25 protein-coding genes are annotated in these 26,993 nt (G+C 48.9%); 17 read left to right on the forward strand and 8 right to left on the reverse strand.

What is annotated here, in order from left to right; genetic code table 11:
• The first annotated feature begins 37 nt into the window (after positions 1-37).
• The 7 genes from IEY24_RS27070 to IEY24_RS27100 all read left to right on the forward strand — a co-directional run bounded on the left by IEY24_RS27070 (position 38) and on the right by IEY24_RS27100 (position 8,744).
• Positions 38-2,383 carry a TonB-dependent receptor gene (locus IEY24_RS27070; protein ID WP_188938441.1) on the forward strand — a complete coding sequence of 782 codons (2,346 nt, stop codon included), beginning with the start codon at positions 38-40 and terminating at the stop codon, positions 2,381-2,383.
• Between the two features lie 6 nt (positions 2,384-2,389).
• Positions 2,390-3,925, forward strand: coding sequence for a PepSY-associated TM helix domain-containing protein (locus IEY24_RS27075; RefSeq protein ID WP_188938442.1), 1,536 nt, complete (start codon positions 2,390-2,392; stop codon positions 3,923-3,925).
• Positions 3,926-4,037: 112 nt separating this feature from the next.
• Complete coding sequence (locus tag IEY24_RS27080; protein WP_019944969.1) at positions 4,038-4,367, forward strand: DUF6787 family protein; 330 nt, start codon at positions 4,038-4,040, stop codon at positions 4,365-4,367.
• Between the two features lie 217 nt (positions 4,368-4,584).
• Complete coding sequence (locus IEY24_RS27085; protein WP_188938443.1) at positions 4,585-5,397, forward strand: mechanosensitive ion channel family protein; 813 nt, start codon at positions 4,585-4,587, stop codon at positions 5,395-5,397.
• 152 nt (positions 5,398-5,549) lie between these two features.
• Positions 5,550-6,872, forward strand: a complete 1,323-nt coding sequence (gene ffh, locus IEY24_RS27090) for a signal recognition particle protein (protein ID WP_188938444.1) — start codon at positions 5,550-5,552, stop codon at positions 6,870-6,872.
• Between the two features lie 13 nt (positions 6,873-6,885).
• A complete protein-coding gene (locus tag IEY24_RS27095) occupies positions 6,886-7,386 on the forward strand; it encodes a hypothetical protein (protein WP_229223249.1) in 501 nt (166 codons plus the stop codon).
• A 113-nt stretch (positions 7,387-7,499) separates the two neighbouring features.
• Entirely contained in the window at positions 7,500-8,744 is a 1,245-nt protein-coding gene (locus IEY24_RS27100; RefSeq protein WP_188938445.1) for an alkaline phosphatase family protein, read from the forward strand.
• A gap of 1 nt (position 8,745) precedes the next feature.
• On the opposite strand, the gene IEY24_RS27105 is transcribed toward IEY24_RS27100, so the two are convergent.
• Positions 8,746-9,411 (reverse strand): hypothetical protein, encoded by a 666-nt coding sequence (locus tag IEY24_RS27105; protein ID WP_188938446.1) that lies wholly within the window; start codon positions 9,409-9,411, stop codon positions 8,746-8,748.
• A gap of 92 nt (positions 9,412-9,503) precedes the next feature.
• On the opposite strand from IEY24_RS27105, the gene IEY24_RS27110 reads away from it, so the two are divergent.
• On the forward strand, positions 9,504-10,961 hold the full coding sequence (locus IEY24_RS27110) for an NADH-quinone oxidoreductase subunit N (RefSeq protein ID WP_188938447.1): 1,458 nt from the start codon (positions 9,504-9,506) through the stop codon (positions 10,959-10,961).
• Positions 10,962-10,995: 34 nt separating this feature from the next.
• On the opposite strand, the gene IEY24_RS27115 is transcribed toward IEY24_RS27110, so the two are convergent.
• On the reverse strand, positions 10,996-11,856 hold the full coding sequence (locus IEY24_RS27115) for a TraB/GumN family protein (protein WP_229223251.1): 861 nt from the start codon (positions 11,854-11,856) through the stop codon (positions 10,996-10,998).
• Between the two features lie 63 nt (positions 11,857-11,919).
• Complete coding sequence (locus tag IEY24_RS27120) at positions 11,920-13,527, reverse strand: M28 family peptidase (RefSeq protein WP_188938448.1); 1,608 nt, start codon at positions 13,525-13,527, stop codon at positions 11,920-11,922.
• Between the two features lie 115 nt (positions 13,528-13,642).
• Here IEY24_RS27120 and IEY24_RS27125 point away from each other — a divergent pair, with 115 nt between their 5' ends.
• The 9 genes from IEY24_RS27125 to IEY24_RS27165 all read left to right on the forward strand — a co-directional run bounded on the left by IEY24_RS27125 (position 13,643) and on the right by IEY24_RS27165 (position 21,960).
• Positions 13,643-13,975: a DUF4160 domain-containing protein gene (locus IEY24_RS27125; protein WP_188938449.1), complete on the forward strand. Its 333-nt coding sequence runs from the start codon at positions 13,643-13,645 to the stop codon at positions 13,973-13,975.
• The gene (locus IEY24_RS27130) at positions 13,953-14,177 is read left to right on the forward strand and encodes a DUF2442 domain-containing protein (protein ID WP_188938450.1); all 225 of its coding nucleotides are present in this window, start codon (positions 13,953-13,955) and stop codon (positions 14,175-14,177) included. Before IEY24_RS27125 ends, IEY24_RS27130 begins: the two co-directional genes overlap by 23 nt.
• Positions 14,178-14,388: 211 nt before the next feature.
• A complete protein-coding gene (typA, locus tag IEY24_RS27135) occupies positions 14,389-16,203 on the forward strand; it encodes a translational GTPase TypA (protein ID WP_188938451.1) in 1,815 nt (604 codons plus the stop codon).
• 296 nt (positions 16,204-16,499) lie between these two features.
• On the forward strand, positions 16,500-17,774 hold the full coding sequence (locus IEY24_RS27140; protein ID WP_188938811.1) for a Glu/Leu/Phe/Val family dehydrogenase: 1,275 nt from the start codon (positions 16,500-16,502) through the stop codon (positions 17,772-17,774).
• Positions 17,775-17,960: 186 nt separating this feature from the next.
• The gene (locus IEY24_RS27145; protein ID WP_188938452.1) at positions 17,961-19,052 is read left to right on the forward strand and encodes a sensor histidine kinase; all 1,092 of its coding nucleotides are present in this window, start codon (positions 17,961-17,963) and stop codon (positions 19,050-19,052) included.
• 30 nt (positions 19,053-19,082) lie between these two features.
• Positions 19,083-19,382: a Dabb family protein gene (locus tag IEY24_RS27150; protein ID WP_188938453.1), complete on the forward strand. Its 300-nt coding sequence runs from the start codon at positions 19,083-19,085 to the stop codon at positions 19,380-19,382.
• 206 nt (positions 19,383-19,588) lie between these two features.
• Positions 19,589-19,885, forward strand: a complete 297-nt coding sequence (locus tag IEY24_RS27155; RefSeq protein WP_188938454.1) for a hypothetical protein — start codon at positions 19,589-19,591, stop codon at positions 19,883-19,885.
• An 83-nt stretch (positions 19,886-19,968) separates the two neighbouring features.
• Complete coding sequence (locus IEY24_RS27160; RefSeq protein WP_188938455.1) at positions 19,969-21,618, forward strand: fatty acyl-AMP ligase; 1,650 nt, start codon at positions 19,969-19,971, stop codon at positions 21,616-21,618.
• Between the two features lie 93 nt (positions 21,619-21,711).
• Complete coding sequence (locus tag IEY24_RS27165; protein ID WP_188938456.1) at positions 21,712-21,960, forward strand: acyl carrier protein; 249 nt, start codon at positions 21,712-21,714, stop codon at positions 21,958-21,960.
• Between the two features lie 5 nt (positions 21,961-21,965).
• Here IEY24_RS27165 and IEY24_RS27170 read toward each other — a convergent pair whose 3' ends face one another.
• From IEY24_RS27170 to IEY24_RS27190, 5 genes are all read right to left on the reverse strand, one after another.
• Positions 21,966-23,840 (reverse strand): monovalent cation:proton antiporter-2 (CPA2) family protein, encoded by a 1,875-nt coding sequence (locus IEY24_RS27170; protein WP_188938457.1) that lies wholly within the window; start codon positions 23,838-23,840, stop codon positions 21,966-21,968.
• Positions 23,841-23,853: 13 nt separating this feature from the next.
• A complete protein-coding gene (locus tag IEY24_RS27175; protein ID WP_188938458.1) occupies positions 23,854-24,444 on the reverse strand; it encodes an NAD(P)H-dependent oxidoreductase in 591 nt (196 codons plus the stop codon).
• Positions 24,445-24,466: 22 nt separating this feature from the next.
• A complete protein-coding gene (locus IEY24_RS27180; RefSeq protein WP_188938459.1) occupies positions 24,467-25,468 on the reverse strand; it encodes a quinone oxidoreductase family protein in 1,002 nt (333 codons plus the stop codon).
• 50 nt (positions 25,469-25,518) lie between these two features.
• The gene (locus IEY24_RS27185) at positions 25,519-26,097 is read right to left on the reverse strand and encodes a TetR/AcrR family transcriptional regulator (protein WP_188938460.1); all 579 of its coding nucleotides are present in this window, start codon (positions 26,095-26,097) and stop codon (positions 25,519-25,521) included.
• Between the two features lie 86 nt (positions 26,098-26,183).
• Positions 26,184-26,993: an SDR family NAD(P)-dependent oxidoreductase gene (locus IEY24_RS27190; RefSeq protein WP_188938461.1), complete on the reverse strand. Its 810-nt coding sequence runs from the start codon at positions 26,991-26,993 to the stop codon at positions 26,184-26,186.

The following is a 26,993-nucleotide window of genomic DNA, read 5'->3' on the forward strand; positions in this document are numbered from 1 at the left end:
GATACCTAACTGAATTTTAATCTCTTAAAGCATTATAATGGACCTGAAAGTAATTTTACAGGCATTCTTCCTGTATGTATGTGCGCACGCGGCGGCGGCACAGGGCATCGAGGGCAGTGTTTTCGATACCCAAACCAAAGAGCCCATTCCGGGCGCGACCGTCCAGATCGTTTCTGCCAATCTTGGTACCACAACCGACAATAACGGCCATTTCGCATTCAATAGCCCCGCTTCCGAGGTGGTACTCCGCATTTCCAGCATAGGATTTTCTGCCAAAGAAGTGAAGATCGAAAATGGCAAAAATATTAAGATCGGGTTGGATGCCGCTACGGAAAACCTGCAATCGGTAGTCGTTACCGGCAACCGAGAGGCTACATTGCGCACCGAAAGCCCGATCGCCATCTCTAAACTCACTCCCCGGATGATCGATGAGGCCAAGCCGACGGCCATGTACGAGATTGTGAACAAGGTACCGGGGGTGATGATGGTGAACCTCGGCAACGAGCAACATTCGATGGCGATCCGCCAGCCGTTTACGACCAATGCCTATTTCCTTTACATGGAAGACGGCGTACCGATCCGGCCGATGGGTGTCTTCAACCACAACTCCATTCTGGAATTCAACCAGTTTGCGATCAGCGCTGTGGAAGTGGTAAAAGGTCCGGTTTCTTCCATTTACGGCCCCGAAGCAGTGGGCGGCGCGATCAACTTTATCACGCAGCGCCCTACCATATTGCCGACAGCCAAAATCGGCGTCCAGGCAGATCAGTGGGGCTACAAACGCATTCAGTATGGTGCGGGCGGCATGATCGGGAAGTTCGGCATTTACGTGGGCGGGTTCGTTGCCCGCCAGCGCGATGCCTGGATGAAGAGCTCGGACTATGACAAAAATGCGATCAATGCACGGCTGGAATATCACTTCACGCCGTCGACCCGCCTGATTTATACCCTCGCTTACAGCAAATACGATTCGCAAACCAGCGGCAGTGTAGATAGCCTTGCATTTTACTCCCGCCAATATGTGAGCACCACTGACTTTACCTACCGCAAAGTGAACTCGCTGCGCAGCCGGCTTACGCTTGAAAAAGACTGGAAAAATGGCTCACAGACATTCGTAACCGCTTTTGCAAGAAAGAATGAGCACGGACAAAATCCAAACTACGGCATTCGCTGGACGTCCGGCCAGACGACCGCGAAGGGCGAAATCAATTCGAGCAATTTCAAGAGCCTCGGCATACTCGCCCAGCACAGCCAGCGATTCAGTTTTCTTAATTCTAAATTGATCACAGGTGCTGTTTTCGACTTCTCGCCATCAAACTACTGGTCCTACCAGGTCGATCTGGCTGCCCGGTTGCGAGCTGATAAGAAGTCGATGGAGAAATATACCATCGTCAAGGAGCGTCCGGATATTAAAAATGCGGATTACGACGCGGACATCAAGAATATGGCTGCTTACACACAATATGATTTCGAACTGTTGCCAAAACTCCGCGTGTCCGCGGGCCTGCGTTATGATCGTATGTCCTTCAACTACACCAACTTCCTCGACAGCACTTCGGGTGGAAAATCGTACAGCAAGGTTACGCCGAAAATCGGGGCTACCTATGATTTGGGAAAAGGGAAGGGAATTTATGCCAACTATTCGAGGGGATTCTCACCTCCGGGACTGACGTCGGTATTCCGCAAACGCACGGTACCGGCCGAAAACGGTGATCTGTTTTACTACAACCTGAAACCGGCGGAATTCAACAATGCGGAAATCGGCGGTTGGGCCTCATTGCTGGCCAACAAGATCTATATCGACCTCGCATTCTACCAGATGAATGGCCGCAATGAACTACTGAATGTGCGGCTGCCGGATAATTCCTACGATTACCAATCGGCAGGAAAGACGCTGCACCGCGGCGTGGAATTTGGCGTGACCTACAAACCGACGAAGGAATTCTTCTTCCGTTTCGGCGGGACTACGACCATTCACAGGTACGAGGAATTCATTTTGAGCAACCGCGCGTCCGATGCAGTCAAGAATGTAAATGGCAAAGATATGCCGTCCTCGCCACGCTGGCTCTGGAATACCGAGTTCAGTTATTATCCAAAATGGTTTAAGAATTTCCGGTCGTCGGTGGAATGGCAACATGTGGCTTCCTACTATCAAAACCAGGTCAACACCGTCAGATACGAAGGTTACGACGTCCTGAACATGAGGGTGGGGTACAACTGGAAGGGCATCGAGCTGTTTACGAACGTCCTCAACCTTACCGACGTGCTCTATGCCACCAATGCAACGCGCGGCAACAGCGCCACCGACCGAACAACGTACAACGCTGCCGCACCGAGGACACTCGTTTTTGGCGCGCAGTACACCTTCACCGGCAAAAAATAGCGGATTATGATCGAGGAAATTACTATTCAACCGAAAGAATCGTTTAAGGCAAAAGCCGAAAAGGCGATCCGCAGGAACATTTACCGCTGGCACCGCATGTTAGGACTGCTGGCCATTATTCCCACCATTTTCTGGACCGCATCGGGTGTCATGCACCCATTCATGTCGCATTGGTTCAAAACGACCATTGCACACGAATTTTACAAAGCCGAGCCAGTTGCGCCGGCGGACGTGACTTTGCAACTAGGACAGGTTTTAATCCAGAATAAGATCACGGAATTCAAGAATTTCAGGCTGATCAAATTTGAGGAAAATGCCTGGTATCAGGTAAAAGGTGTTGATGATAAATTAAGGTATTTCAATACCACAACAGGGGCCGAATTGCCCGATGGCGACCGGAAATATGCCGAACATATGGCGCGCAACATGCTCGGCGAGCCCAAATCGAAGATCATTTCCAGCACATTACTGACCGGATTCACCGATCAGTACAAGTATGTGAACCGCTTTTTGCCAGTATGGAAAATCAGCTTCGACGACGACCGGAAGATGGATATTTATGTTGAAACGGGCCAGAGCCGCTTTGCTACCTTCAATGACAAGGGGCGCAAAGCATTCATCTGGGTATTCGGCACCTTCCATAATTGGGGTTTTATGGATATCATCACCAACAATACGATCCGCATTGCGGTAATGGTGACGTTCCTGAGCCTCATTATCCTTTCGGCGGTCGCCGGGGTAGCAGTGTACGGATTAATGTGGAAAAAGTTTAAAACCGGCCGTTCGGGCAACCAGCGCGGGATTCTGCGTAAGTACCATCGTTCGATCGGCATCTGGTGCAGCCTTTTCACATTCACATTTGCATTCTCAGGAGCCTATCATGCCGTGCAAAAGCTCGATCCCGACCAACGTCAGAAATATGTTTACGACCCCGTGATCAAAACCGAAGAAATCGCCCAGGCGTCGGTGATCGATCTTAAAGGCGTCAACAACATCGGACTGATCAAATGGGGCGAGAATATTTTCTGGCAAACCGCGCGGAAAGACTGGGAAACCGACAAAACGGTGGTGGATTATACCAACATCCGCGACGGCAAAAAACTGGAAGACGGCAATATCCGTTTCGCGAAATACCTCGCGCGCAAGTTCGCAGCGCAAGAAGAGCGCAATGCCGAAAGCTGCTGCGACCTGATGGAAGCACAGATTTCGTCGCCTATTTCGGATGCGGAAGTCGAGAAAGCTTCACTCGTAACGAGTTTCGCAGGGGAATATGGTTTCGTGAACAAAAGGCTCCCGGTCGTCAAACTCGCGTACGACACGCCCGATCATACGACGTATTACATCGAAACAACAACCAGCCGCCTTTCCACAAAGGTAGAAGACCGCAACCGGCGCGAGGGATTCAGCTTTGCATTCCTGCACAAATACAGTGGACTGGATTTCCTGGGCAAGAACGCACGAGACGGGGTTATGACCGCCGCGGCAGCGAGTGTTTTGATCGTGAGTGTGCTGGGGTTACTGGTATTTTTGAAGATCAAATAAATAGGTCGCCTTTCAGGAACTCAGCTATTAAACCTTCATTAAAACCAAGGATTTCTGCGATTCGCGTTGTTTCTTTGCAGGAAATTCAGTCGCAGTCAATACAGTAACACATATGCAAAGCGGAGAAAAGAATGCACAGCCCTGGTTGGGCAAAATGCAGGAAAAATGGGGATTGGAAACAACCAGGCAGGTTTTATTGGTGCTCGCGGTTTTCAGTTTGTCGGGTTCGTCCGTAGTATGGCTCCGGAAAGGGCTATTTTATCTGCTCGGATACGACGACACCACGCCAATGTGGCTCAAAACCATTACCTACATTCTCTTTATTTTCCCTACTTATCAGAGCTTGTTGTTGCTGTACGGTTTTCTGTTGGGCCAGTTCTCGTTTTTCTGGGAAAAGGAGAAGAAAATGTTCCGCTGGATAGCTGCGAAGTTCAAGAAATAAGCGAAATGCAAAGTATACACCGAAGGGTGAGCAGATGGTAAACAGCCATCGCTCACCCTTTGTCATTTTTATTCTACCTTAATCGGATTTATTTCTACTTGAATATTTAATATTTTCCCTTTGCTAATGTGCGGGGAATAAATCACTTTGCAACCGGAAGATATTTAATGTTTACGCTTTCACGCCATTCACATCTATCAACAAAACCTCTACACGCATGAATTTTGACATTATCAAAGCGCAGATCTGGACGCTGGCAACACTCTATGGCGGCAAGATCCTGCTCGCACTCCTGGCTTTTATCATCGGCCGTTTCATTGTAGGCAAAATCAGTTCGATGCTCACCAATGTGATGGAAAAACGCAAGGTCGACCGTGACGTGCAGCCATTCCTGAGCTCGCTGATCATCGTCCTGCTGAATGTAATGCTGCTGCTGAGTATCGCAGGCATCGTGGGCATCGAAACATCCTCATTCGTAGCGGTATTGGGTGCAGCTGGTTTGGCGGTCGGTTTGGCATTACAGGGTAGCCTGGCCAATTTTGCCGGCGGGGTATTGATCCTCATTTTCAAGCCTTACCGCGTAGGCGATTTGATCAACGCACAAGGCTTCACGGGGACGGTCGAAGGAGTGCAGATCTTCAACACAGTCCTGGTAACGCCTGATAACAGGACTATTATCCTCCCAAACGGTGCACTATCCACATCGCCGATCACCAATATTTCGGGAAAAGGCAAGATCCGCGTCGATATGGTATTTGCCGCAGGAAGCCAGAATGGTGTGGACAAGATCAGAGCTTCGGTACAAAAGGTAGTGGACGCGTGCCCGACTGCATTGAAGGACGTGCCGCACGATATTCTGGTCACCAAGCTTACCGAGAATGCCATTTTCTTCGACGTACGCGTGTGGACACCGAGCGCGACGTATTGGGACACCTATTATAATGTGCACGAAGGCATCAGCCGCCAGTTCGCGCAAGACGGTATTCAGGCACCGAAACCCGCCGAAGTGAGCGTTGCATTGAAGCAATAACAAGTCCGAAGCAGGAACTCGAACTAGCAAAGCAGAACCTTCGAACCAGCGAATATTGAGGAGTACAGGAGGTAACTTTCCTGTACTCCTCATTTTATTTATACCTTTGTGTTTTATTTCAAATTCAGGTTCAGATCCATAGATATTATTCCATGTTTGAAAACTTACAGGACAAGCTTAATAACGCCTTTCGCACACTAAAAGGAAAGGACAGGATATCCGATATAAATGTTGCCGCTACTACCAAGGAAGTCCGTAAAGCATTGGTCGACGCCGATGTTAACTTCAAGGTAGCCAAAGAAATTACCGACCGCATCCGTGAAAAGGCCCTCGACCGAAAAATCCTGATTTCTGTTGAACCAGGCCAGATGTTCGTCAAAATCGTGCAGGAGGAGCTGACCGAGCTGATGGGCGGGAATGCCGAAGGGATCAATATCAAAGGAGACCCGGCAGTAATCCTGATCGCCGGTTTGCAGGGTTCCGGTAAAACGACTTTCTCGGGTAAACTGGCCGCATTACTCAAAAAACAAGGCCGCCAGGTGCTTCTTACCGCCTGCGACGTGTACCGTCCCGCGGCGATCGACCAGCTGAAAGTGCTCGGCGAGCAGATCGGCGTCGAAGTGTATTCGGAACCGGAGAACAAAAACGCCGTCAATATTGCGCAGAATGCGGTTGCTCACGCAAGAAAGACGGGCAAAAAGATCGTAATCGTCGATACGGCGGGCCGTTTGGCAGTGGATGAGGTGATGATGCAAGAGGTGGAAGACATTAAATCTTCTGTAAAACCTTCTGAAATCCTCTTCGTGGTCGACTCTATGACTGGTCAGGATGCGGTGAATACGGCCAAGACCTTCAATGAAAGACTCGATTTCGACGGTGTTGTACTAACGAAACTGGACGGTGATGCCCGCGGTGGTGCGGCGCTTTCGATCCGCCAGATCGTCGAAAAACCAATCAAATACATCAGTACCGGGGAAAAAATGGAGGCACTCGATTCCTTCTACCCCGATCGTATGGCGAGCCGGATCCTCGGCATGGGTGACGTGATCTCCCTCGTTGAGCGTGCCCAACAGGCATTCGACGAAGACGAGGCGAAACGCATCAACGCCAAAATGCGTCAGAACAAATTCGATTTTGACGACTTCCTCGGCCAGTTGCAGCAGATCAAAAAGATGGGTAATGTGAAAGACCTCATCGGAATGATCCCTGGAATGGGCTCAGCCATTAAAAACCTTGATATCGACAACGAGTCGTTCAAACCTATTGAGGCAATCATCCAGTCGATGACCAAAAAGGAGCGTGAAAACCCCGACATTATCGACGGAAGCCGCAAAAAACGCATTGCTAACGGTAGCGGCACCTCCATTCTGCAAGTCAACAACCTGATCAAACAGTTTGATGAAATGCGGAAAATGATGAAAAAAATGAATACCATGCAGGCGGCAGGCAAGCTGGGCAAAGCAATGCGCCGCTGATAAACACTCCTCGATGAAACGAGTTCTTTTTGTACTGATGCTGATGCTCCTGTTGGGTCAGGAAAAACTCCGGGCGCAAGCGTCGGTGGGTTATTATCCATGGAGCAACTTACTGACCGTCAGCACGAATGCAAAAAAGGCAATCTGGCTGGATACACGACTGCAAACGAATTCGCTGTTCAGCAGCCTGAGCGTCGATCTGCTGCCGATGATTAACCTTAAAAGAGGCGAAGTGGCGCAATGGTACATCGGAGGCGGCCTTAGGCTCAACCCGCTTTATCGCATTGCCGATGCCGACGCAGATTTGATCACCATTGATGGTTATTCCGTGAATATAGGGGTCCGCATTTCGCCGCTTCCGATGAACCGCCGCATTATGCTCGCATTGGAACTTAACCCGTACGTGAAGGACAAATTCGACAGCGGCGTGCTCAAAACCCACTTTGGAATAGTTTACGCATTTGGTAAAAAAAAGAAAACCGACACCGCAACTGAACAGCCGGTAAATCCATAAAAAAGTAGCGAAGAAATTATAATTTAATAATAATTTCTTTGTCTTAAAATCCCTCAAATTCGGCGGAATAGCCGTTAATTTGAGGGATTTTTTATTAAACAGTCATTCAATTTATGAAAACCCGTTTTTCCTTTCTGCTTTGGCTGATGTCAGCCACAATCATGGTCCCGGATGCACTATCCCAGGCTGGTAAAACCAAAAAAGTCGTCTTTGTAATCGTGGACGGCATTTCCAGCGACAGCAAAGAAAAGATCGCGACGCCACATCTGGACGCCATCGCGAAGGTAGGCGGCTACACGCGTGCACACGTAGGCGGGGGCAAAGGCACTTACTCGCAAACTCCGACCATTTCCGCGGTAGGCTACAACAGCCTTCTGACGGGCACATGGGTCAATAAGCATAATGTTTGGGATAACGATATCAAAGACCCTAATTATAACTACTGGACGCTGTTTCGCTTTCTTGAAGAACAATATCCACAAAAACGGACTGCCATTTTCTCGACCTGGCTCGACAACCGGACTAAGCTCGTCGGTACCAATCTGCCGCAAACTGAGCAACTGCAAATCGATTATTCATTTGATGGATTCGAGCTCGATACTGTGCACTTCAAACACGATAAGCAGAGCGAGTACATTCATAAAATCGATGAGAAAGTTGTGGACGAAGCGGCTGCTTACATTCACGACAACGGCCCCGACATGTCGTGGGTTTACCTCGAATATACCGACGATATGGGTCACAAGTACGGCGATAGCGAACAGTTTCATAAGGCCATTCAAATGATGGATGCTCAGATGGGCCGCATTTGGAAATCCATTAGCTACCGCGAAAAAAGCTTCAATGAAGATTGGCTTATCGTAGTTACCACTGATCACGGCCGCGATAGCAAAACCGGTCAGGGACACGGCGGCCAGAGCGACCGTGAGCGCGGCACCTGGATCGTCACCAATGCGAAAGGGCTGAACCCTAATTTTAAATCCACACCAGGCATTGTCGACATCTTCCCGACCGTAGCGCGGCATATGGATATCAATATTCCAAAAGAACAGGCATTTGAAGTCGACGGGGTTCCATTTACGGGAAAACTTTCGGTAACAGCGCCCGTAATACAAAAATCGTCGGGGAAGGCCAACATTTCATGGAAAGCCGTTGAAAAGGAAGGAAAAGTTAAGATTTGGCTCACAACGACGAATCATTTCGAAAAAGGGGGCCGCGACCTTTATTACCTGATGGATGAAGTGGACGTTACCAACGAAAAAGCCGAAATAGACATTTCGAAATATCCATCCGGCTTTTTCAAGATCGTGCTCGAAGGCAAATATAATAGCGTGAACCGCTGGATTGTAGAAAAGTAGGTTAGTTGCCCCCGCGACCCGCCTTGTACGAATCGTATTCTTCCAAAAGGCGGATCAGATCATCTTCACCTGCAAAATCCAGCTGTTGTTCTTTGATCACGTAGTTCAGCTTGTTTTTCTCGTCGGTAAGCAGTTTTAGAAAACTGTTTCGATTATTGAGCTGCACCGGGTTCATCTTATTATCTTTCAACAAATACAACTTAGCGCCGGCGTCCATTTCCCTAGTGGCGCTGGCTTTTTCTACCTTAATGGGGTTCGTGTATTTTTTCAAAAGCTTGGTGTTCCCATCGTAAAGCAAACGGTAGAAGCTCTTGTCAGTTTGATTTTCCACTGCCGGATAACCATTTTTGAAAGTGTACAGCTCTACGCCGCTTGGGATCGAAAATTCGGTTACACCGTTCGAAACGCGGTAGACATTCGAACCGGCTTTGTATTCCACCTCGTCTTTCACGTAATCGTACCGGAGCTGGACGCCGTCATGAACGCGATCGTCGCTCGTCCTCACTGTCCCCGAATACCACTCCTTCAAGAGATAAGGGGACTTTCCCCCCGCTGCCGGTTGCGTCTCCTGATAAGGCGTTCCCGCCAGTCCCGTCGAATCCTGCGCGTATGCCTGAATGCTCATGATGCAGAATGCCAGCGAGAAAATTCTTAGCAGATATTTCATGATTTAAGTTGGTTAATTTGATAAGTTCGAAGTTTGAAAGCCGAAGGGCTGGATTGTTTCCGTACTTTTGCACAAAAATTGTACCTGCTCTCTTGAACATCAACGATCAGCTCATACATATACGCCAGAGCCTGGGCGGAATCATTCCTGAAATATTTCTGGCCGTATTTTTTTGTCTGTTCCTGCTCACTGAACTGATTTTTGCCAAGCGCTTTGGCAAGGAAAAATCTATATCTTATTTGCTAAATGTAGCGCTGTTTGGCAGTTTGATTACCCTATTGTTAGTTATCGGCCAATGGAATGCTGAACCTTCATTCAGATTTCAACCGCTGCTGTTCCTCGACAGGCAGGCCGTATTTTTCAAAATCCTGATCACACTGGCCTGGATCTTCACATTATTGCACGTCCGCATTCTAAAATACGATTTCCCGCCCGAATACCACGCATTGTTGATAGCCGCTGTGACTGGCATGCATTTGCTGACAATGTCCACACACCTGCTATCGATTTACCTTTCGCTGGAACTGATTTCGATCAGCTCGTACCTGCTCGTCGCATTGTCGCCATACAAAAAAGCAGCAGAAGGCGGTATTAAATACCTGCTTTTTGGGACGGCCAGTTCGGCGGTAATGCTCTATGGCATTTCATTGATTTACGGCCTCACCGGCACGCTCGATATTACCAACGACGCCATGACCGTCGCGCTCAGCAGCAACACCGACCTCGTGGTAACGGTCACCATTGTACTAACGCTCGCCGGCCTGCTCTTCAAGCTTTCACTCGTACCATTCCACATCTGGACGCCCGATGTTTATGAAGCTGCGCCAACACCGTTGGTATCATTCCTGTCCGTGGCGCCCAAGGCGGCGGTGATACTGGTACTCATGCGCCTCGCCGGAATTTTACCGGCCCAATATTTCCCTGTTTTGGGTGGAATCGCATTAATCAGCATGACCATCGGGAACGTGGCGGCCCTTTGGCAAACTAATGCACGCCGTTTACTAGCTTATTCTTCTATTGCGCAAGCCGGCTACCTGCTAGTTGGTATTGCCGCATACAGCCGTTTTGGTTTCGAAGCTGCCGTGTTTTACACCACTGCCTATCTCGTCATCAACCTCGCCGCATTCTTCCTCGTAGATCTTTTACAACCAAGGCAAGAAACCCAACTCAAAGACTACGAAGGCCTCGGCCGCAACTACGTGTGGGTTTCCGGAATTCTGACGGTAGTAATGATTGCGTTAGCTGGTTTACCTCCTACCGGCGGCTTTACCTCGAAGCTACTGGTATTTTCGGCCCTCTGGGAAAGCTATCACGACCAGGAACTGACCTGGATGCTCTGGCTGCTCGTCGGCGGGATTCTGAATGCAGCCATTTCGCTTGCCTATTATATGCGGTTGCCTTATTTGTTGTTTTTCAAAACGGTAAGAGCCGAGGCAGTTACCACAAATAATAGTGCTTCCGGCAAGCTCATCGCCGGATTATTTCTGGTAGCCTTATTAATGCTGTTTTTCAGCCCCGAGTGGCTGACGCGGTGGATTTCGGCGTTTTGAGGTGCTATTTTTGTATTCTTCCCTTGGATCTATTTCACTTCACCGCGCTCACTGTAAACCCCTCCTTTCTCAATAAAGCAATAACCCCTTTTTCCCCGCCCAAATGCGCTGCACCAACAGCGAAAAAGGTCGGTTTCGCACTGGCGATCCTACGTATGCGCGGGATCCACTTCTGGTTGCGGGCAAAGAGCATTACTTCTTCATTGCCCTCCATTCCGAATTCGCTTTTCAGCGTCATTCCGTAGAGTTCGTTGATGTTTTGAGCTTTGTATAATGCAATGAGGCTTTTAAACTCCTTGCGTGCCGACGGCAGACTGTCGATCAGGTTAAGGAGCATTTTCGCCTGATCTTTGTAGGGAATTGTATCGAAAATGGCCATTTGTTCTTCGAGCGTCTCGATACCGATCACTTCGGATTTTTGCTTGCCTGCCAGTTCTACCAGCGCCATTTCATAAGATTGCGGCTGGCAATCCAGCACGGTATTGAACAGCGGGCCCATTAGCACAAACGGCTTCGCCCGCTCGAACATGGCCAGACCCACGTGCACCGAGTCTTTAAAAAAACGGTCCAGCCGCTGATATTCCTGCTCGGTAACGAGCTTTTTCAACTCGTTACCGGCAGCCATGTTCATCGTTTTCATCATTCCGGCCATCATGCCCGGGTCGTCCATATCCATTTCCAACGCCACCTGTTGCGTGCGCGACATGGTGCTTTTCAAGGAATCACTAAGCGAGAAATCGGTTGGACAAATAAGGTGAATCGTCCCAAACAAATATGAAGGCTTTGCCAACCCACGACCGCTGATTTCCCAAAGCAGCGAATTTTCCGCAGGCACCTGCGCCCGTGAGGTTGTGCTTAACACACAAAAAACCAGCAACATCAAAACCCGATTCATATTTCAGTCATTAGTTTAAAACCACCTTTCCTCCCTTTCCTCCTTCCTCCCTTTCCTCCAAAACTACTCCTTATGACTATCCACCACAATGCGCTCGTCGCGGTTCACCAATTCCCATGCGGTATGGAATACCAGCTTCACGATCTCCGATTGCTTATCAAAGAGAATTTTCTCAACATCATCTCCCGGACGGTGGTAATCTTCATGAACGCCTGTAAAATAGAAAATTACCGGAACACCCGTTTTGGCAAAATTGTAATGGTCGGAACGGTAATAGAAGCGGTTGGGATCTTTCGGATCATTAAAAGTGTAGTCGAGCTTTAAGTTGACGTATTTCTTATTGGCCTCCTCACTTATCTCGTGCAGTTTTGAAGAAAGCTTGTCGGAACCGATCAGGTAAACGTATCTTGGATCATTTTTATGCGCTTCGTCCACGCGACCGATCATATCGATATTCAAGTCGGCGATCGTATTTTTAAGAGGCAGCAGCGGATTTTCAGCGTAATATTCCGAACCAAAGAGTCCCTTTTCTTCACCGGTGACATTCAGGAAAAGAATGCTTCTTCTAGGTCCTTTACCCTCGGCTTTAGCTTTGCTGAATGCTTCCGCCAATTCCAGCAACGACACTGTACCCGACCCGTCGTCGTCCGCGCCATTATTAATTTCTCCATTCTCCGAAATACCGATGTGATCCAAATGCGCACTGATAACCAGCACCTCATCCTTCTTGTCGGTACCTTCCATGAATGCGGCCACATTTTCGGTATCGATCGTTTCACTCACGCGGCCGACTTTCAAGGAAACCGTGTTCGCGAAGTTTTCGAGGACAGGTTTACCCGACTTATCAATCTCGGATTTCAATTTCATAAGTTCTGCCACCGAAGTTCCCAGCATTTCTGCCGCCCTCTTCGCTGAAAACACAAACGCAGCAGTTCCCAAAGGGTTCTCCTGCACCGGTTTTAATGTGGGTGCACTGAATCTCCGGGCCATTACCGCACGCTGACGGATCTCCTTGTCCAGGTCCTCGCCGGTTTTGTCGGTAATAATGAAGACATACTTAGCACCTTTTTCCCTGGCCAGCTTAGCCTTTACCTGCCATGAAACCGGGCCGCTCCATTTGGTTTTCTCCGAATTGCCGCTGAGCAGGTATTTTCCACCCGGAGCTTTGGGTTCGCCATCGAATATTATCACGGATTGGCCTTTTACATTGATACTGGCATAATCGCTATAACTTCCGTCTTCTATTCCATAACCTACCGACACGAGATCGGTACTGATCTCCTCAGGAACATCCAGCAATCCGTTTAGATAGAAGTCTTTATTGAATTCATACTTCTTGCCATGTGACTTTACATACACCTCTCCCCAGCTGCGTTTATAAAGCTTGTATTTTTGCAAATAGCTTTTCGAGCCGTCGGCATCGGTCGCAATGGGCTGCAATCCATATTGCTTATAGTACTTCGACACGTATTCCGCCGCCTTTTTCTGGCCCGGAGAACCGGTATCACGGCCTTCCAGGCTGTCGGAAGCGATAATCACGAGGTGCTTTTTGAGATCGGCCGGCGTTATGCCCGCCGCATATTTGGCTGCATCATCCTGCAGGCGCTCCTGTGCGAATGCCAAAGTATTGATAGAGAGGAGTAGCCCAGCCAGTATGTTCTTGTTCATCATGTGGTTTAATGGTATTTCAATCCTTACAAATTAACGAAACGGGAAAGCGAATGCAAAATAGACTGGTTACCCCAATTCTTCTTATCTTTGAATAACAAAACATGCACACTATACAATGCCAGAAATCAGCCGCTTTTTCGGCATTATCATCAGAATGTACTTTGATGACCACAATCCCCCCCATTTTCATGCAGAGTTTCAGGAACACCGGGCGATCATCGACATTCAAAATCCAATGCTGCTGGACGGCTATCTCTCTCCAAAACAACTAAAACTGGTTCAGGCATGGGCATTAATCCACCAAAAGAGTTATTGGAAAACTTTATCAATCTGGGCAAGGATTTTAAAAGCTATAACAAGATTGATCCACTTCAATAGACATGCTTTACTACATCAAAAAAATCGTTACTATACAAGATTACGCAGTGACCTGCCTTTTCAACACTGACGAAGTAAGGACTGTGAACCTGAAAGCGATAATTGAGAAATACCGTAGGATAAATGACGGTCTGATTAGCCGATTGTCCGATGCGGATTATTTCAAATCCGTGAAGCTGGATTCCTACGGAACGCTGGTCTGGGATAATGGCGTCGATTTTGATCCTGACAACCTATACCGCATGTCTGAAAAGGAAATTGCACCCTTTTAATATTTTCTTTTCCTTTTTGCACTTCTTTTAGCTTAAAGGCTGTTTTTCACGGGATAACAATTATTTAATTGTAAAATACTGTTATTCAGAGGAAAAGTGCGTACATTTGCACCCTGTTTGGCCAAATTACATCCAGACAAAAGCCAAACGGCTATTGCGCGTAGTTTTTACCAATTCGTAGCAACGCCGTAAACAACTGATCTATAAAACAATGCAAGCCATTCGTAACATCGCAATTATTGCGCACGTTGACCACGGTAAAACGACTTTGGTCGACAAAATCATCCACGCGTCAAAGCTGTTTCGCGACAATCAGGAGTTCGACGACCTGATCCTCGACAACAACGATCTGGAACGTGAGCGTGGGATTACAATTGTTTCCAAGAACGTATCGGTGCGTTACAAAGATGTGAAAATCAATGTAATTGATACACCAGGTCACGCAGACTTCGGTGGTGAAGTGGAACGCGTACTTAAAATGGCGGATGGCGTATTGTTGCTGGTCGATGCATTTGAAGGCCCGATGCCGCAAACCCGTTTCGTATTGGGCAAAGCCATCGATTTAGGGCTGAAACCGATCGTGGTTGTAAATAAAGTAGACAAAGAAAACTGCCGCCCGGAAGAAGTTCAGGAAAACGTTTTTGATTTGATGTTCAACCTGGGCGCTACCGAAGACCAATTGGACTTCGTTACCGTTTATGGTTCTTCAAAACAAGGATGGATGGGCCCGGATTGGCAGCACCCAACTGATAACATTACCTATTTGCTGGATACGATCATCGAATCCATTCCTGCGCCGGTGATCGACGAAGGTACATTGCAAATGCAAATCACTTCTCTCGACTATAACGCATTCGTTGGCCGTATCGCCATCGGTCGTGTGAAAAGAGGAACAATCAAAGAAGGGTCTACATTGTCGCTTTGCAAAGCCGACGGTGTGATTAAGAAAGTGAAAGTAAAAGAACTTCAGACATTTGAAGGACTTGGCCGCGTGAAAGTGGCGGAAGTTTCAGCAGGTGATATTTGCGCAGTAACGGGTATTGAAGATTTCGAAATTGGTGATACAATCGCTGATCTCGAAAATCCTGAGCCGATCGCTCGTATTGCCGTGGATGAGCCTACTATGAACATGCTTTTCACGATCAACAACTCTCCATTCTTCGGTAAGGAAGGCAAATTTGTTACATCACGCCACCTTCGTGACCGTTTGATGAAAGAAACTGAAAAGAACCTTGCACTTCGCGTAGAGGCTACGGATACTGAAGATAAATTCCTTGTTTTCGGACGTGGTATCCTTCACTTGTCGGTATTGATCGAAACCATGCGTCGCGAAGGTTACGAATTGCAATTAGGCCAGCCACAGGTTCTTTTCAAAGAAGATGAAAACGGCGAGCGTCTGGAACCGATCGAGACATTGGTGGTAGACGTTCCGGAAGCAACTGCGGGTAAGGTGATCGAATTAGCGACACAACGTAAAGGCGAATTGCTGATCATGGAACCGAAAGGAGATTTGCAGCACCTTGAATTCCTCATTCCTTCAAGAGGTTTGATCGGACTTCGTTCGAACGTGTTGACTTCCACCCAAGGAGAGGCCGTAATGACGCACCGCTTTAAAGAGTTCGGTACATTCCGCGGACCAATCCCGGGACGTATCAGTGGTTCTATCATCTCAAAAAATACAGGACCTGCCACGGGTTACACCATCGATAAATTGCAGGACCGCGGACGTTTCTTTGTGGAGCCGGGGGATGAAATTTATGGTGGACAGGTTATCGGAGAGCACAACCGCCCGAACGATATCGTTGTAAACTTGCAGGAAGCGAAAAAACTGACCAACATGCGTGCTTCCGGTACGGACGATGGCCTGCGTATCGCACCGAAAATCAACTTCTCTCTGGAAGAATCCATGGAATACATCCAGAAAGACGAATACCTTGAAGTAACGCCTACCAGCATGCGTATGCGGAAAATATACCTGGACGAGAACGAGCGCAAGCGCTACGCGTCCAAAATGGAAATGGCTTAATCCAAGCCCGATATTCCAAACCCGAAAAGGAGGCAATTATTTGCCTCCTTTTTTTATTTTTTCTGCATTTCAATATTTACCCCGATCCAACCAGAAAATTTGGGATTCCTGCCAAAACCTGTGGTATAATTTTAATGTTTGTTACTCCCGTGGAACATTCTATGCCGGTATTATTTTATTACTATTTCAAGAAAAATTAGTTTTTTGTTTTTAAAGTAACAAATAACGTAGTTTGTATAACCAACTTAGCACATTTGAGCTAACCATTTCAATATCAACAATTTAAATATCAAATGATGTCTTACATAGAACCGGCTCCGATTAAGGATAAGGACAATCCGTTGGAGTCAATGATGCAGCGATTTGATAAGGCCGTCGACCTCCTCGGAATATCAGAAGAAATGTATTATATCCTCAAAGTACCCCGCAAACAGGTAACAGTGGGGCTGCCGGTGACCATGGACTCCGGTGAGATCCGGACCTTCGAAGGTTACCGCGTAATCCACTCCACCATTCTCGGCCCCAGCAAAGGCGGTATCCGGTTTGATCCCGATGTGAACCTGGACGAAGTGCGCGCACTCGCGGCCTGGATGACCTGGAAATGTGCCGTGGTCGATATTCCTTATGGCGGAGCCAAAGGCGGCGTCGCCTGCAACCCGCGCGAAATGTCGGCCGGTGAAATCGAACGCCTCATGCGCGCATACACGACGGCATTACTGGACGTTTTCGGGCCCGACCAGGATATTCCCGCACCGGATATGGGCACAGGCCCGCGCGAAATGGCATGGCTCATGGATGAGTATTCCAAATCAAAAGGCATGACGATCCCAGCCGTGGTAACCGGCAAACCGCTCGTACTCGGTGGCTCACTGGGGCGCACCGAAGCCACAGGCCGCGGCGTAATGGTATCCGCATTGGCGGGCATGGAAAAGCTGCGTATTAACCCTTACCGTGCCACGGCGGCGGTTCAGGGCTTTGGTAATGTCGGTTCACATGCGGCCCTGCTCCTGCGCGAGCGTGGTACGGCCATTCACGCGATCAGCGATATTTCGGGCGCATATTATAATGATAAGGGAATCGATGTGGCCGACGCCGTTGCTTACCGCGACGCCAACAAGGGTTCATTAGAAGGTTATACCAAAGCCGAGCTCATTTCCGGCGACGACCTTTTCACTTTGCCTGTCGACGTGCTGGTACCGGCTGCGAAAGAGGATGTAATTACCCGCAAAAATGTATCCAGCATTCAGGCACGGATGATTGTCGAAGGTGCCAACGGCCCTACCTCCGCCAAAGCCGACGATATTATTAATGAAAAGGGCATTATGGTGGTGCCCGACATTCTTGCGAATGCTGGCGGCGTTACAGTTTCCTATTTTGAATGGGTACAAAACCGGATCGGCTATAAATGGACGCTCGAACGCATCAATCGCCGTACCGACCGTATTATGAAGGACGCATTCGACAAAGTGTACGAAACGTCCCTGAAATACAAAGTGTCACTCCGGATTGCGGCGTACATTGTGGCGATAGATAAGGTCGCGAGCACATATAAGTACCGCGGGGGATTTTAAAAGGTCAGGAAAGGTCATGTGTTGTTTGGCGATACACCTTGGTCGCTTAACAATTTCTTAACAAGCCACTTCGGAGGTGAAACCGAATCTAAAACGGTTCCAAAGTGTTAACTTTAAGGCTAAATTTCAACTGATTCGCCGGATGCGGGAGAATATATTCCCGCATCCGGCAAGCTTTAAAGTACGATGTCGCTAAGTCCCCGTTTCATTGCCGTCATTCTGGCGTTCCTGATATCCCTCATTACCACCACATTTCTAGCATTTGTGGATGGCGTTTCGAAGGGGATGCTCTTCGTTTCGGCTATTTCTTCCTTTATTTCCTCGTTTTTCCTCGTGCTTTACGCCGTCGATATTCTTGTTTTCCGCGAGGTGAACAAAATGTACCGCACGATCCATAAGTTAAAAATGAGGGATTTCAATATGGCCCCGCGCAAGAAGCTCATCAGAGAATCCAACCCACTCAAGACGATCAACGATGAGATTTTTGTTTATGTAACCAAAAAACAAAAGGAGATCGATGAGCTGAAAAAGCTGGAACTGTTCCGCCGGGAGTTCCTTGCCGACGTTTCGCACGAGTTCAAAACACCGATATTTGCCGCACAGGGCTTTATCCACACGCTCCTCGACGGCGCCATGGATGACGAAAAAGTCCGCGAACGTTTTTTACGCAAAGCCGCCAATAACCTCGACAGCCTCGACGTGCTAGTGAAGGATCTCCTCGTTCTTTCGCAGATGGAAACCGGAGATATCAAAATGAATATCATCCCCACAGATCTCCGCAAGCTTACCCTCGGTATTTTTAGCCGGCTCGAACACATTGCCAAAAACCGCAACGTGTCATTGAAAGTCAAACCGGACGACATGCCGGAAGTCTGGATCAAGGCCGACGCCGACCGGATGGAACAGGTGATGCTCAACCTGATTGAAAACGCCATCAAATATGGCCATGATAACGGCAAAGTGATTGTTCATTTCAGCGAGAGCAAAAAGTACATCGAAGTGGAGGTAAAGGACAATGGCCCCGGCATCCCGCACGAGCATTTGAACCGCATTTTCGAACGTTTTTACCGAATCGATAAGAGCCGGAGCAAAGAAATCGGCGGTACGGGTTTGGGACTTGCCATTGTAAAACATATATTGAATGCCCACGACACCAAAATCGCCGTCATGTCGAAGCCGGAAAAGGGTACGACGTTTTCATTCAAGCTCGAAAAAGCGTACCACCAGCAATTGCCGGAGGCAAAAACGGACGATGTCGTCAATCAATTGAATCCTTAAATCAATTTCTAACACCATAAACCATTATCCATGTTTATCCACAATGTATTCTTCTGGTTGAAGGAGAAGGACAACGAAGAAGCAAGACAAGCCCTGCTCGCCGGCATCAAATCACTCGAAGCGATCGAATCCATTGAAACGGCCTATATCGGCCCGCCTGCTGCCACCCGCCGTCCGGTTATCGACGCCACCTATGATTTCGCGGAGATCCTGATTTTCGCAGACGAGGCTGCGCATGACGTATACCAGGTGCATCCATTGCACAAAAAATTCATCGAAGATTGCGCGCATCTTTGGGAGCGGGTACTGATCTACGACGTAGAAGCATAGCCTAATATTTGTTAACAAGTTATCCACACACCAAATGTGTATAACTTGTTAACAACCTCTAAAATACTACATTTCCAGCCGGTTAAGCTACATTTAAGCATTGTTAACAATGTGGATAACTCTTCAAAAGCACTGGCAACTCCCCTCTAACGGCACTATTAGGCCGTCCAATTCGTTCTAGAAACAGTACAAAACGAACTAGAACTGTGAAAACAAACAGAATTTTGCTGTCGGTCGTCATGACGTTGGTCGCAGCTATATCGATTTCATCCTGTACCTACCGCTCTTATGATCCGGGCTATGATTACGGCTACCGGCATAGTTACAGGTATTACAATGCACCACCACCACCGCGTGTTGTGGTAGTAAAACCGGTGCCGCGACGCATTATCTATGCCGACCGCCACAGTTACCGCCGGCACGACAACCGGGTTTACCGCAAACAATATCGCCGGAACGACCATTATGGAAACAACGGCCGTCATCGCGGATCCAGACGATAATTGAAATACCTTTAGATAAAAAAAGGCCTGATACTGTGCACAAAGCCACTTTTATCTGGCCTTTTCTTTTTATTTTGCGTTTTATGGATATACTTGATGTACTAAAAACCAATGCCGGTTTACATCCAGACAAGCTTGCCTACGGTTACATTGGCAAAGAGGGTGAGCTGGCAGAGCAACTTCGTTATACCGAACTTCATGAGCGCGTGTTGGCTGCGTCTCACCTGCTGAGTGCCAAATTTCCCGTCAATGCAAGGGTTATCCTTTTGCTACCCGCGGAAGCTGCCTTTATATGCTCGTTCCTGGGCGCGCTCCATGCCGGCATTATTGTCGTGCCCACGCCCATCAGTTATTCCGAGCCTGGTATAAACCGTATCCTGAGCATTATGCGCGATTGTTCCGCCGCCGGGATCGTTACCAATGCTAAAACCTATAAAATGCTGTTTCAGCGCAAAAACACCGCTTCTTCGGCATTACAGGAATATGATGCCGAATGGGTTTTCACCGACGATCTGATGGCCGCGCCGGCGACACCAGGAGCTATCCGGCGGCACAAAGAGTCAGTTGACACAGCCTATTTACAATATACTTCCGGCTCTACAAGCCATCCCAAGGGCGTGATGATCAGCCACGTCAATCTCACAGCCAATCTGCGTGCCATCAATAACTGTTTCGGGCGCACCGCAGACGATGCCTCGGTAACCTGGCTTCCGCATTACCATGATATGGGACTTGTTGACGGTCTTTTGTCTCCGATTTTTACCGGCGGTACGGGCTATGTGATTTCTCCGCTGCTGTTCATCACCAAACCTGCGCTGCTGTTACAGACGATCAGCACCTACCAGGCCGGCTTTTGCGGTGGGCCGGGTTTCGGGCTCGATCATTGTCTGGCACGCATTCCGGCAGAACAGCTGCAAGCGCTCGACCTCAGTTCGATGCGCGTGTTCTATGTGGGCGCCGAACCAATCCGGATTTCCACCCTCGAAAGATTTGCCGCCGCCACACAAGTCGCCGGATTCAAGAAAAACAGCCTCGTACCGTCCTACGGGCTAGCGGAAGCTACACTGGCCGTAAGCCTGCATTTGAACGGCATTCCAATGACCTATCTTAAACTCAGTAATACCAAGGAAGTTGTCGCCTGCGGCCCTCCCGTGGAATTTACAGAGGTGACGATCGTAAATCCCGCGAGCCACGCGAGTCTACCGGAGGGAGAAGAAGGGGAAATATGGGTAAAGAACGATGCCATTGCCGCAGGTTACTGGGAAAAGCCCGATGCTACAAAGGCAACTTTTCGAGCTTACACCAGCGATGGTCACGGCCCATATCTGCGAACAGGGGATTTAGGGTTTCTAAACAATGGTTTACTGTTTGTTACCGGCCGCACCAAGGAGTTGATCATCATTCGGGGGGTCAACTATTACCCACAGGATATTGAAGAGGTGGTGGGCGGAAGCCACCCGGATGTCCAGCCTAATGCCGCGGCGGCATTCTCCGTTGAAACAGAACAGGGCGAAGCATTGATGATCGTGAGTGAAGTACGTCGCGTAGCACAAACGCCGGATGATGAAAAGTCGATCAAAAACAAAATGGCGCAGAGTGTGGGATTAGCGTTCGGCCTTATCCCTCATGAGATTCTCCTGATCCCGCCCGGTAAGCTGCCGAAGACATCAAGCGGTAAAATCCAGCGTCTCAAGGCACGCGAGCTATTTGCCAAAAAGAGCATTCTAGACTAATGTCGGTTACTTAAAAAGCTGTTCACTTTCAAAAAACCTGTCTAAGTACTATTTTCACCGTAGCATTCAGTGCTTGTTACAAACATCAACTAAATGAGTAAAACATTTACCGAAATTTCCGGCTGGATAGTTGAGCGCATTGCTCACCACGCGGAAATAGACCCCTCCGAAGTAGACCTTGACGCCGAAATCATCGATTACCGGTTGGATTCCCTGCTTATGGTAGACATCACTACCGAATTGCAGGAATGGCTCGGCGTGGAACTAAGCCCTTCCATTTTTTGGGAAATGGGCACTATTAATGCTACTACCGAGTGGATTGTGGAAAATCAGGAAGCCTGAGACGATCAGGCTGTTTCTGTCTCAGCTTTGCGGTCCCAGCCGGCGAGGGCATTCAAGTGGACAGCTTCCCTATCCGCCTGCATAATCATTTCCAGCTCTTCCATATGTTCCCGCGCCGCGTGAATATATTCTTCGTCGTTCCGGATACGCGACAAGTGTTTTAACGTCCGCTCATCATGAACAAAGAACGTCTTCGCCATCCGGGTCGCCTCATGTGCGCGATGCCCGAGGAGTTTCAATGCATCCACGCCTAATCGGAGGCTTGTATCAAACGTTTCGCGGTAAATATGCATCATACCCGCGTTCATGAGATCGTAGGCATCATTGCGGTTCGTCGAGCGCACGAGCATGTGCAGGTGAGGAAAGTGTTTTTTTACTGTTTCAATCAGTTCCAATCTTTTTTCCTCATCACTGATCGCGATAATAATCATTTGCGCGCGGCCCGCACCGGCAATGTCCAACAGTTCATAGCGCGTAGCGTCACCATAATACACTTTCAGACCAATACGGCGCAGGAAGTCGACATTATCACTATCATTATCAAGAACCGTCGCTTCCACACCATTGGCACGCAAAAACCGCCCCACGATATTCCCAAAATGCCCGTAACCGGCGATAATGACCGGGTTGTCCTCTTCTTCCACGTCACTCGGCCGCTGGGCCGTCTGCAAACCTGCGCTTACCAGGCAGAAACGGGTTAGTATAAATTTCTCATTGACCATCATCGCCAACGGCGTCATAGCCATGCTGATCGCGACCACAGCCGTCATCGTGTCAGACACTTCTTTCCCCAAAACACCTTGCTGAACCGAGAAGCTGAGCAGTACGAATGCGAATTCGCCGATTTGACTTAACCCAATGCTGAATATGAAATTCTGCGCATTGCGTACCTGGAATATCTTGCCTAAAACAAAGAGAATGGCCATTTTCAGCAACATCAGCCCGGCCACCAGTCCGATGATCAGCAGCGGTTTGGAAGTAACCAGTGAAAAATCAATGGAAGACCCTACCGAAATGAAGAACAATCCCAGAAGCAAGCCTTTGAAAGGGTCGATCGAGCTTTCGAGCTCATGGCGGTACTCACTATTGGCAAGCACCACTCCCGCCACGAATGCCCCCAGCGCCGGACTCAGGCCTACGGAGGTCATCAGCACCGCAATGCCCACGACAAGCAGCAATGCAGTAGCAGTAAACATTTCACGGAGCCCTGTGCGAGCCATCATTCGGAAAACCGGCCTTAGCAGATATTTCCCCGTCAGCACAATCGCCGAAACCGATAGCAATACTACAATAGTCTGCTGCCAGGCGGGTAATGCGCTCACCAGCGAGCCACCGGCGCCATGCCCATCGGCCACGCCGGTATGATCGGCCAGCAACGGGAACAATGCGAGCATCGGAATGATCGCCAGATCCTGGAACAGCAGCACCGCGAAGGAACTTTGTCCCGCAATCGTTTTCAGCCAGCCTTTTTCATTCAGGGTCTGCATCACAATAGCCGTGGACGACATCGCGATAATCATCCCCAGCGCCAACGCTTCTTTCCAGCCCACATCCAAAAGCATGGCAATACCCGCCACCAGTAGAGTCGTAACACCTACCTGCAGGCCGCCAAGTCCCGCAATATTCTTGCGCATACGCCACAGGCGCGAAGGTTCGAGTTCGAGACCGATCACAAAAAGCATCATCACCACCCCGAATTCGGCAAAGTGCATAATATCCTGGCCTTCCATCCCAATGAATTTCAAACCCGCCGGACCGATAATCACCCCGGCAACCAGATAGCCCAGTACCGACCCCAACCCCAGCCGTTTGGCAATGGGGACCATCACCACCGCCGCTGCGAGGTATATCATTGCCTGGAAAAAGAAGGATTGCTGCATCGTTAAGAGTTATTTAGTGTGGAAAAAGTTCGTTCAGATATTCTATTCCCGCCAGCTTCGCAGGATCAATGCGATCATTTACGAGCGCGTCCAGCAATTCGGCATATTGCTCGCCGCAGGCTTTCAGCGTATAATCTTCGATCGTGTAAGTTTCATGCACTACGAAAGGCGGCAGGTAATCCATCCGGCATAAATGGGCCGTCTGATCGAATGGCAGCAGATATTGCCCGACGGGAAAGCGGTTGTATCCAGAAGCAGAATAGGCATCGCGCCCGCCCCCGCACGACACCGCGTTGAATATCTTTTTACCCTTCAAAGCATGCCCCTTCGGCCCGTAGGCCCAGTTGTATTCCAGCACAAGATCCTGCCATTGTTTCAGGATCGGCGGGCTGCTGTACCAGTAAAAAGGATGTTGGAATATGACGATATCGTGCTTTGCCAGCAATTCTTGTTCTCTTTTGACATCGATAAAAAGATCCGGATAATGTTCGTAGAGATCATTGAAAGTAACTCCCTTTACCTTGCGGGCATACTTTTCCAATGTTTTCTGCACATTGGATTTGCTGTGAGTGGGGTGTGCAAATTGAATGAGGACCTTGGACATAACATTGAATTGATGCGAAAAATTACGGTACCAAAATAACGGAACCTGTTGTTTTCCGTGCTTCGAGATCCGCCTGCGCCTGATTTGCTTTTGACAACGGATACCGTGTAATAGCCAGTTTCTCGAATATCCCGTTTTGGAATGCACCGAATGTGTCGGCAGCATATTCTTCGAGCACCTCGCGGTCGGTAATGTATGCGCTGAGCGTGGGTGTAGCCATTATAATGGACCTTTCGCGCAGCAACCCGTGATCGATATGCTCGGGCTGACCGGACGACGATCCGTAGAGCACAATTTTACCGCCTTTCCGGATCAGATCCAGTGAATGGGTGAAAGTATCTTTTCCGACCCCGTCGAACACGACATCCACGCCCTGGCCATTAGTGATTTCCAGCACCGAGTGTACAAACTCCCGGCATTCTGCCAGGAAAACGTAATCGGCCCCGTTGGCAAGTACTACTTCCTTCTTTTCTTCCGAACCCGTCGTTCCGATCACCGTAGCGCCAAGCGCCTTCGCCCATTTGGTTAGGAGCGTGCCCACGCCCCCTGCGGCCGCATGTACGAGCACCACATCGCCCGGCTTAACAGGATGGACGGCCTTCACGAGCATCCTGGCAGTAAACCCCTTCACCAGAATAGCCGCCGCTTCGTCCGAGGTGATTCCCGCCGGAATATGGATCAGTTGCTGGGTCGATACAACGCGGCTTTCCGCATAAGCACCGGTAATGAAGTGGTAGCCTACGTGATCACCGACGTTGAATTCCGTTACCCACGGCCCAACGGCCTCGATGACGCCCGCCGCCTCCACGCCAGGCGTGTAAGGAAAGGATTTGACGGGAAACTTGCCGTCGCGGTAATAAGTGTCTACAAAGTTCAGCCCGATGGCCTCCTGGCGCACCCGTACTTCTCCCGGGCCTGGTTCTGTAATGGTCTCTCTTTCGTAACCCAGCACCGAAGGCGCTCCTTGTTTGTAGATTTTTACAATACCTGATTTATTTGCGATTTCTGTAATTAATCCTGACATGTCCGTAAGCATTGTCATTATGGAATGCTTGTTCCACCATTGGACAAATATTATTTTTTGATTGATTTTATTAAAAATTCGGCTTGCTGCTCTACCAGCTCGCCATCACCATACACCAGGTACGTCTGCCAGAAACCGGTAAAATTCGATACGACAAAATTTGCCAGCATACCCGGATCCCTTTTACCACTGATTTCTTCCGCTTTCTGCGCTTTTTTCAAAAGGTCTCTCAGCAGGGTCGTCAGGTGGGCGGTATTTTGTTTTAATATGGCATGCACTTCCTCATCTACCGAAGCCAGCTCGAACGTCGATTTCACACCTAGGCAAGTCCTTTCCTCCTCCACCGTCCTGATCGCCGCCTTTCTGATGATCTTTTCTACTGCCTTCATGGGCGACTTCGTTTCCTCAGCCACTTTCCGGTAGTCTTCAAACATGCCTTCGGTATAACTCCGCAGGCATTGCAGAAACAAGCTGTGCTTGTCGCCATAGGTGTCGTAAATACTCCCGCGGTTCAGCCCCATCGTATCGACGAGGTCTTGCATGGAGGTGGCGTTGTAGCCTTTTTGCCAGAAAAGGCATTTCGCCTTTTCAAGCCTCTCTTCCGGTTCGAATGCTTTGTTGCGTGCCATGACTATCAGACAATTATTTCAGAACGAACGTTCCAGAATTGGCATATTTTCTGATCATTGTACAAAAACGCAGACTATGCAAAGCGTCAGATAATGAACTTGGCCACGCCGCCATCCACTTTCAGAGCCGATCCATTGGTCCCGGACGAAAGCGGGCTCGCTACGTAAGTTACCAGGTTGGCAATCTCCTCCACCGATGCGAAACGTTGCAAAAGCGATGTCGGACGTGCATTTTTGAAGAAATCCTTCTCGGCCTGTTCGGCAGACATATTATTGGCCTCACCCAATTGTTTTACAAAATCGGCCACCCCTTCCGATTTGGTCGGGCCGGGCATTACCGTGTTTACCGTCACGTTTGTCCCCTTGGTGAGTTCCGCCAAACCACGGCTCACCGCCAGCTGAGCAGTTTTGGTAGTACCGTAATGAATCATTTCTTCCGGGATATTAACGCCCGATTCGCTGGAAATGAAGATGATCCTGCCCCAGTCTTTGGCGATCATTTTCGGGAAGAAATACCTCGCAAGCCGCACACCGCTAAGCACATTCACCTCAAAGAACCGGAACCATTCTTCATCCGAGATCTCGGTAAACTGTTTGGGTTCGAAAATCCCGGCGTTGTTGACAAGTATATCAATATCCGGTAATTGTTTCAGCAGTGCATTCACTTCTTCTACTTTGGAAAAGTCTGCTGCAATACCGCTGGCGTTCGCTCCGTGCGGTGTCCCGCCGGGCGATGATTCTTTTAGTTTTTGAACGGCATCGGCTACTTTATTTTCCGAGCGGCCATTAATGATCACATTGGCACCTTCTTTCAAGAGGCTTTGTGCGATGGCAAAGCCGATACCCTGTGTTGAACCGCTGATGAATGCAGTTTTCCCGTTGAGTTTCAAATCCAT

This window comes from Dyadobacter endophyticus, from assembly GCF_014641595.1.
GTDB classification, from domain to species: Bacteria; Bacteroidota; Bacteroidia; order Cytophagales; family Spirosomataceae; genus Dyadobacter; species Dyadobacter endophyticus.

Bases quoted from the DNA above. Each gene is read 5' to 3' on its own strand.
- IEY24_RS27070 (WP_188938441.1), top strand. From the start codon at position 38: ATGGACCTGAAAGTAATTTTACAGGCATTCTTCCTGTATGTATGTGCG.
- IEY24_RS27075 (WP_188938442.1), top strand. From the start codon at position 2,390: ATGATCGAGGAAATTACTATTCAACCGAAAGAATCGTTTAAGGCAAAA.
- IEY24_RS27080 (WP_019944969.1), top strand. From the start codon at position 4,038: ATGCAAAGCGGAGAAAAGAATGCACAGCCCTGGTTGGGCAAAATGCAG.
- IEY24_RS27085 (WP_188938443.1), top strand. From the start codon at position 4,585: ATGAATTTTGACATTATCAAAGCGCAGATCTGGACGCTGGCAACACTC.
- ffh (WP_188938444.1), top strand. From the start codon at position 5,550: ATGTTTGAAAACTTACAGGACAAGCTTAATAACGCCTTTCGCACACTA.
- IEY24_RS27095 (WP_229223249.1), top strand. From the start codon at position 6,886: ATGAAACGAGTTCTTTTTGTACTGATGCTGATGCTCCTGTTGGGTCAG.
- IEY24_RS27100 (WP_188938445.1), top strand. From the start codon at position 7,500: ATGAAAACCCGTTTTTCCTTTCTGCTTTGGCTGATGTCAGCCACAATC.
- IEY24_RS27105 (WP_188938446.1), bottom strand. From the start codon at position 9,411: ATGAAATATCTGCTAAGAATTTTCTCGCTGGCATTCTGCATCATGAGC.
- IEY24_RS27115 (WP_229223251.1), bottom strand. From the start codon at position 11,856: ATGAATCGGGTTTTGATGTTGCTGGTTTTTTGTGTGTTAAGCACAACC.
- IEY24_RS27120 (WP_188938448.1), bottom strand. From the start codon at position 13,527: ATGATGAACAAGAACATACTGGCTGGGCTACTCCTCTCTATCAATACT.
- IEY24_RS27125 (WP_188938449.1), top strand. From the start codon at position 13,643: ATGCCAGAAATCAGCCGCTTTTTCGGCATTATCATCAGAATGTACTTT.
- typA (WP_188938451.1), top strand. From the start codon at position 14,389: ATGCAAGCCATTCGTAACATCGCAATTATTGCGCACGTTGACCACGGT.
- IEY24_RS27140 (WP_188938811.1), top strand. From the start codon at position 16,500: ATGTCTTACATAGAACCGGCTCCGATTAAGGATAAGGACAATCCGTTG.
- IEY24_RS27145 (WP_188938452.1), top strand. From the start codon at position 17,961: ATGTCGCTAAGTCCCCGTTTCATTGCCGTCATTCTGGCGTTCCTGATA.
- IEY24_RS27150 (WP_188938453.1), top strand. From the start codon at position 19,083: ATGTTTATCCACAATGTATTCTTCTGGTTGAAGGAGAAGGACAACGAA.
- IEY24_RS27160 (WP_188938455.1), top strand. From the start codon at position 19,969: ATGGATATACTTGATGTACTAAAAACCAATGCCGGTTTACATCCAGAC.
- IEY24_RS27165 (WP_188938456.1), top strand. From the start codon at position 21,712: ATGAGTAAAACATTTACCGAAATTTCCGGCTGGATAGTTGAGCGCATT.
- IEY24_RS27170 (WP_188938457.1), bottom strand. From the start codon at position 23,840: ATGCAGCAATCCTTCTTTTTCCAGGCAATGATATACCTCGCAGCGGCG.
- IEY24_RS27175 (WP_188938458.1), bottom strand. From the start codon at position 24,444: ATGTCCAAGGTCCTCATTCAATTTGCACACCCCACTCACAGCAAATCC.
- IEY24_RS27180 (WP_188938459.1), bottom strand. From the start codon at position 25,468: ATGTCAGGATTAATTACAGAAATCGCAAATAAATCAGGTATTGTAAAA.
- IEY24_RS27185 (WP_188938460.1), bottom strand. From the start codon at position 26,097: ATGGCACGCAACAAAGCATTCGAACCGGAAGAGAGGCTTGAAAAGGCG.
- IEY24_RS27190 (WP_188938461.1), bottom strand. From the start codon at position 26,993: ATGGATTTGAAACTCAACGGGAAAACTGCATTCATCAGCGGTTCAACA.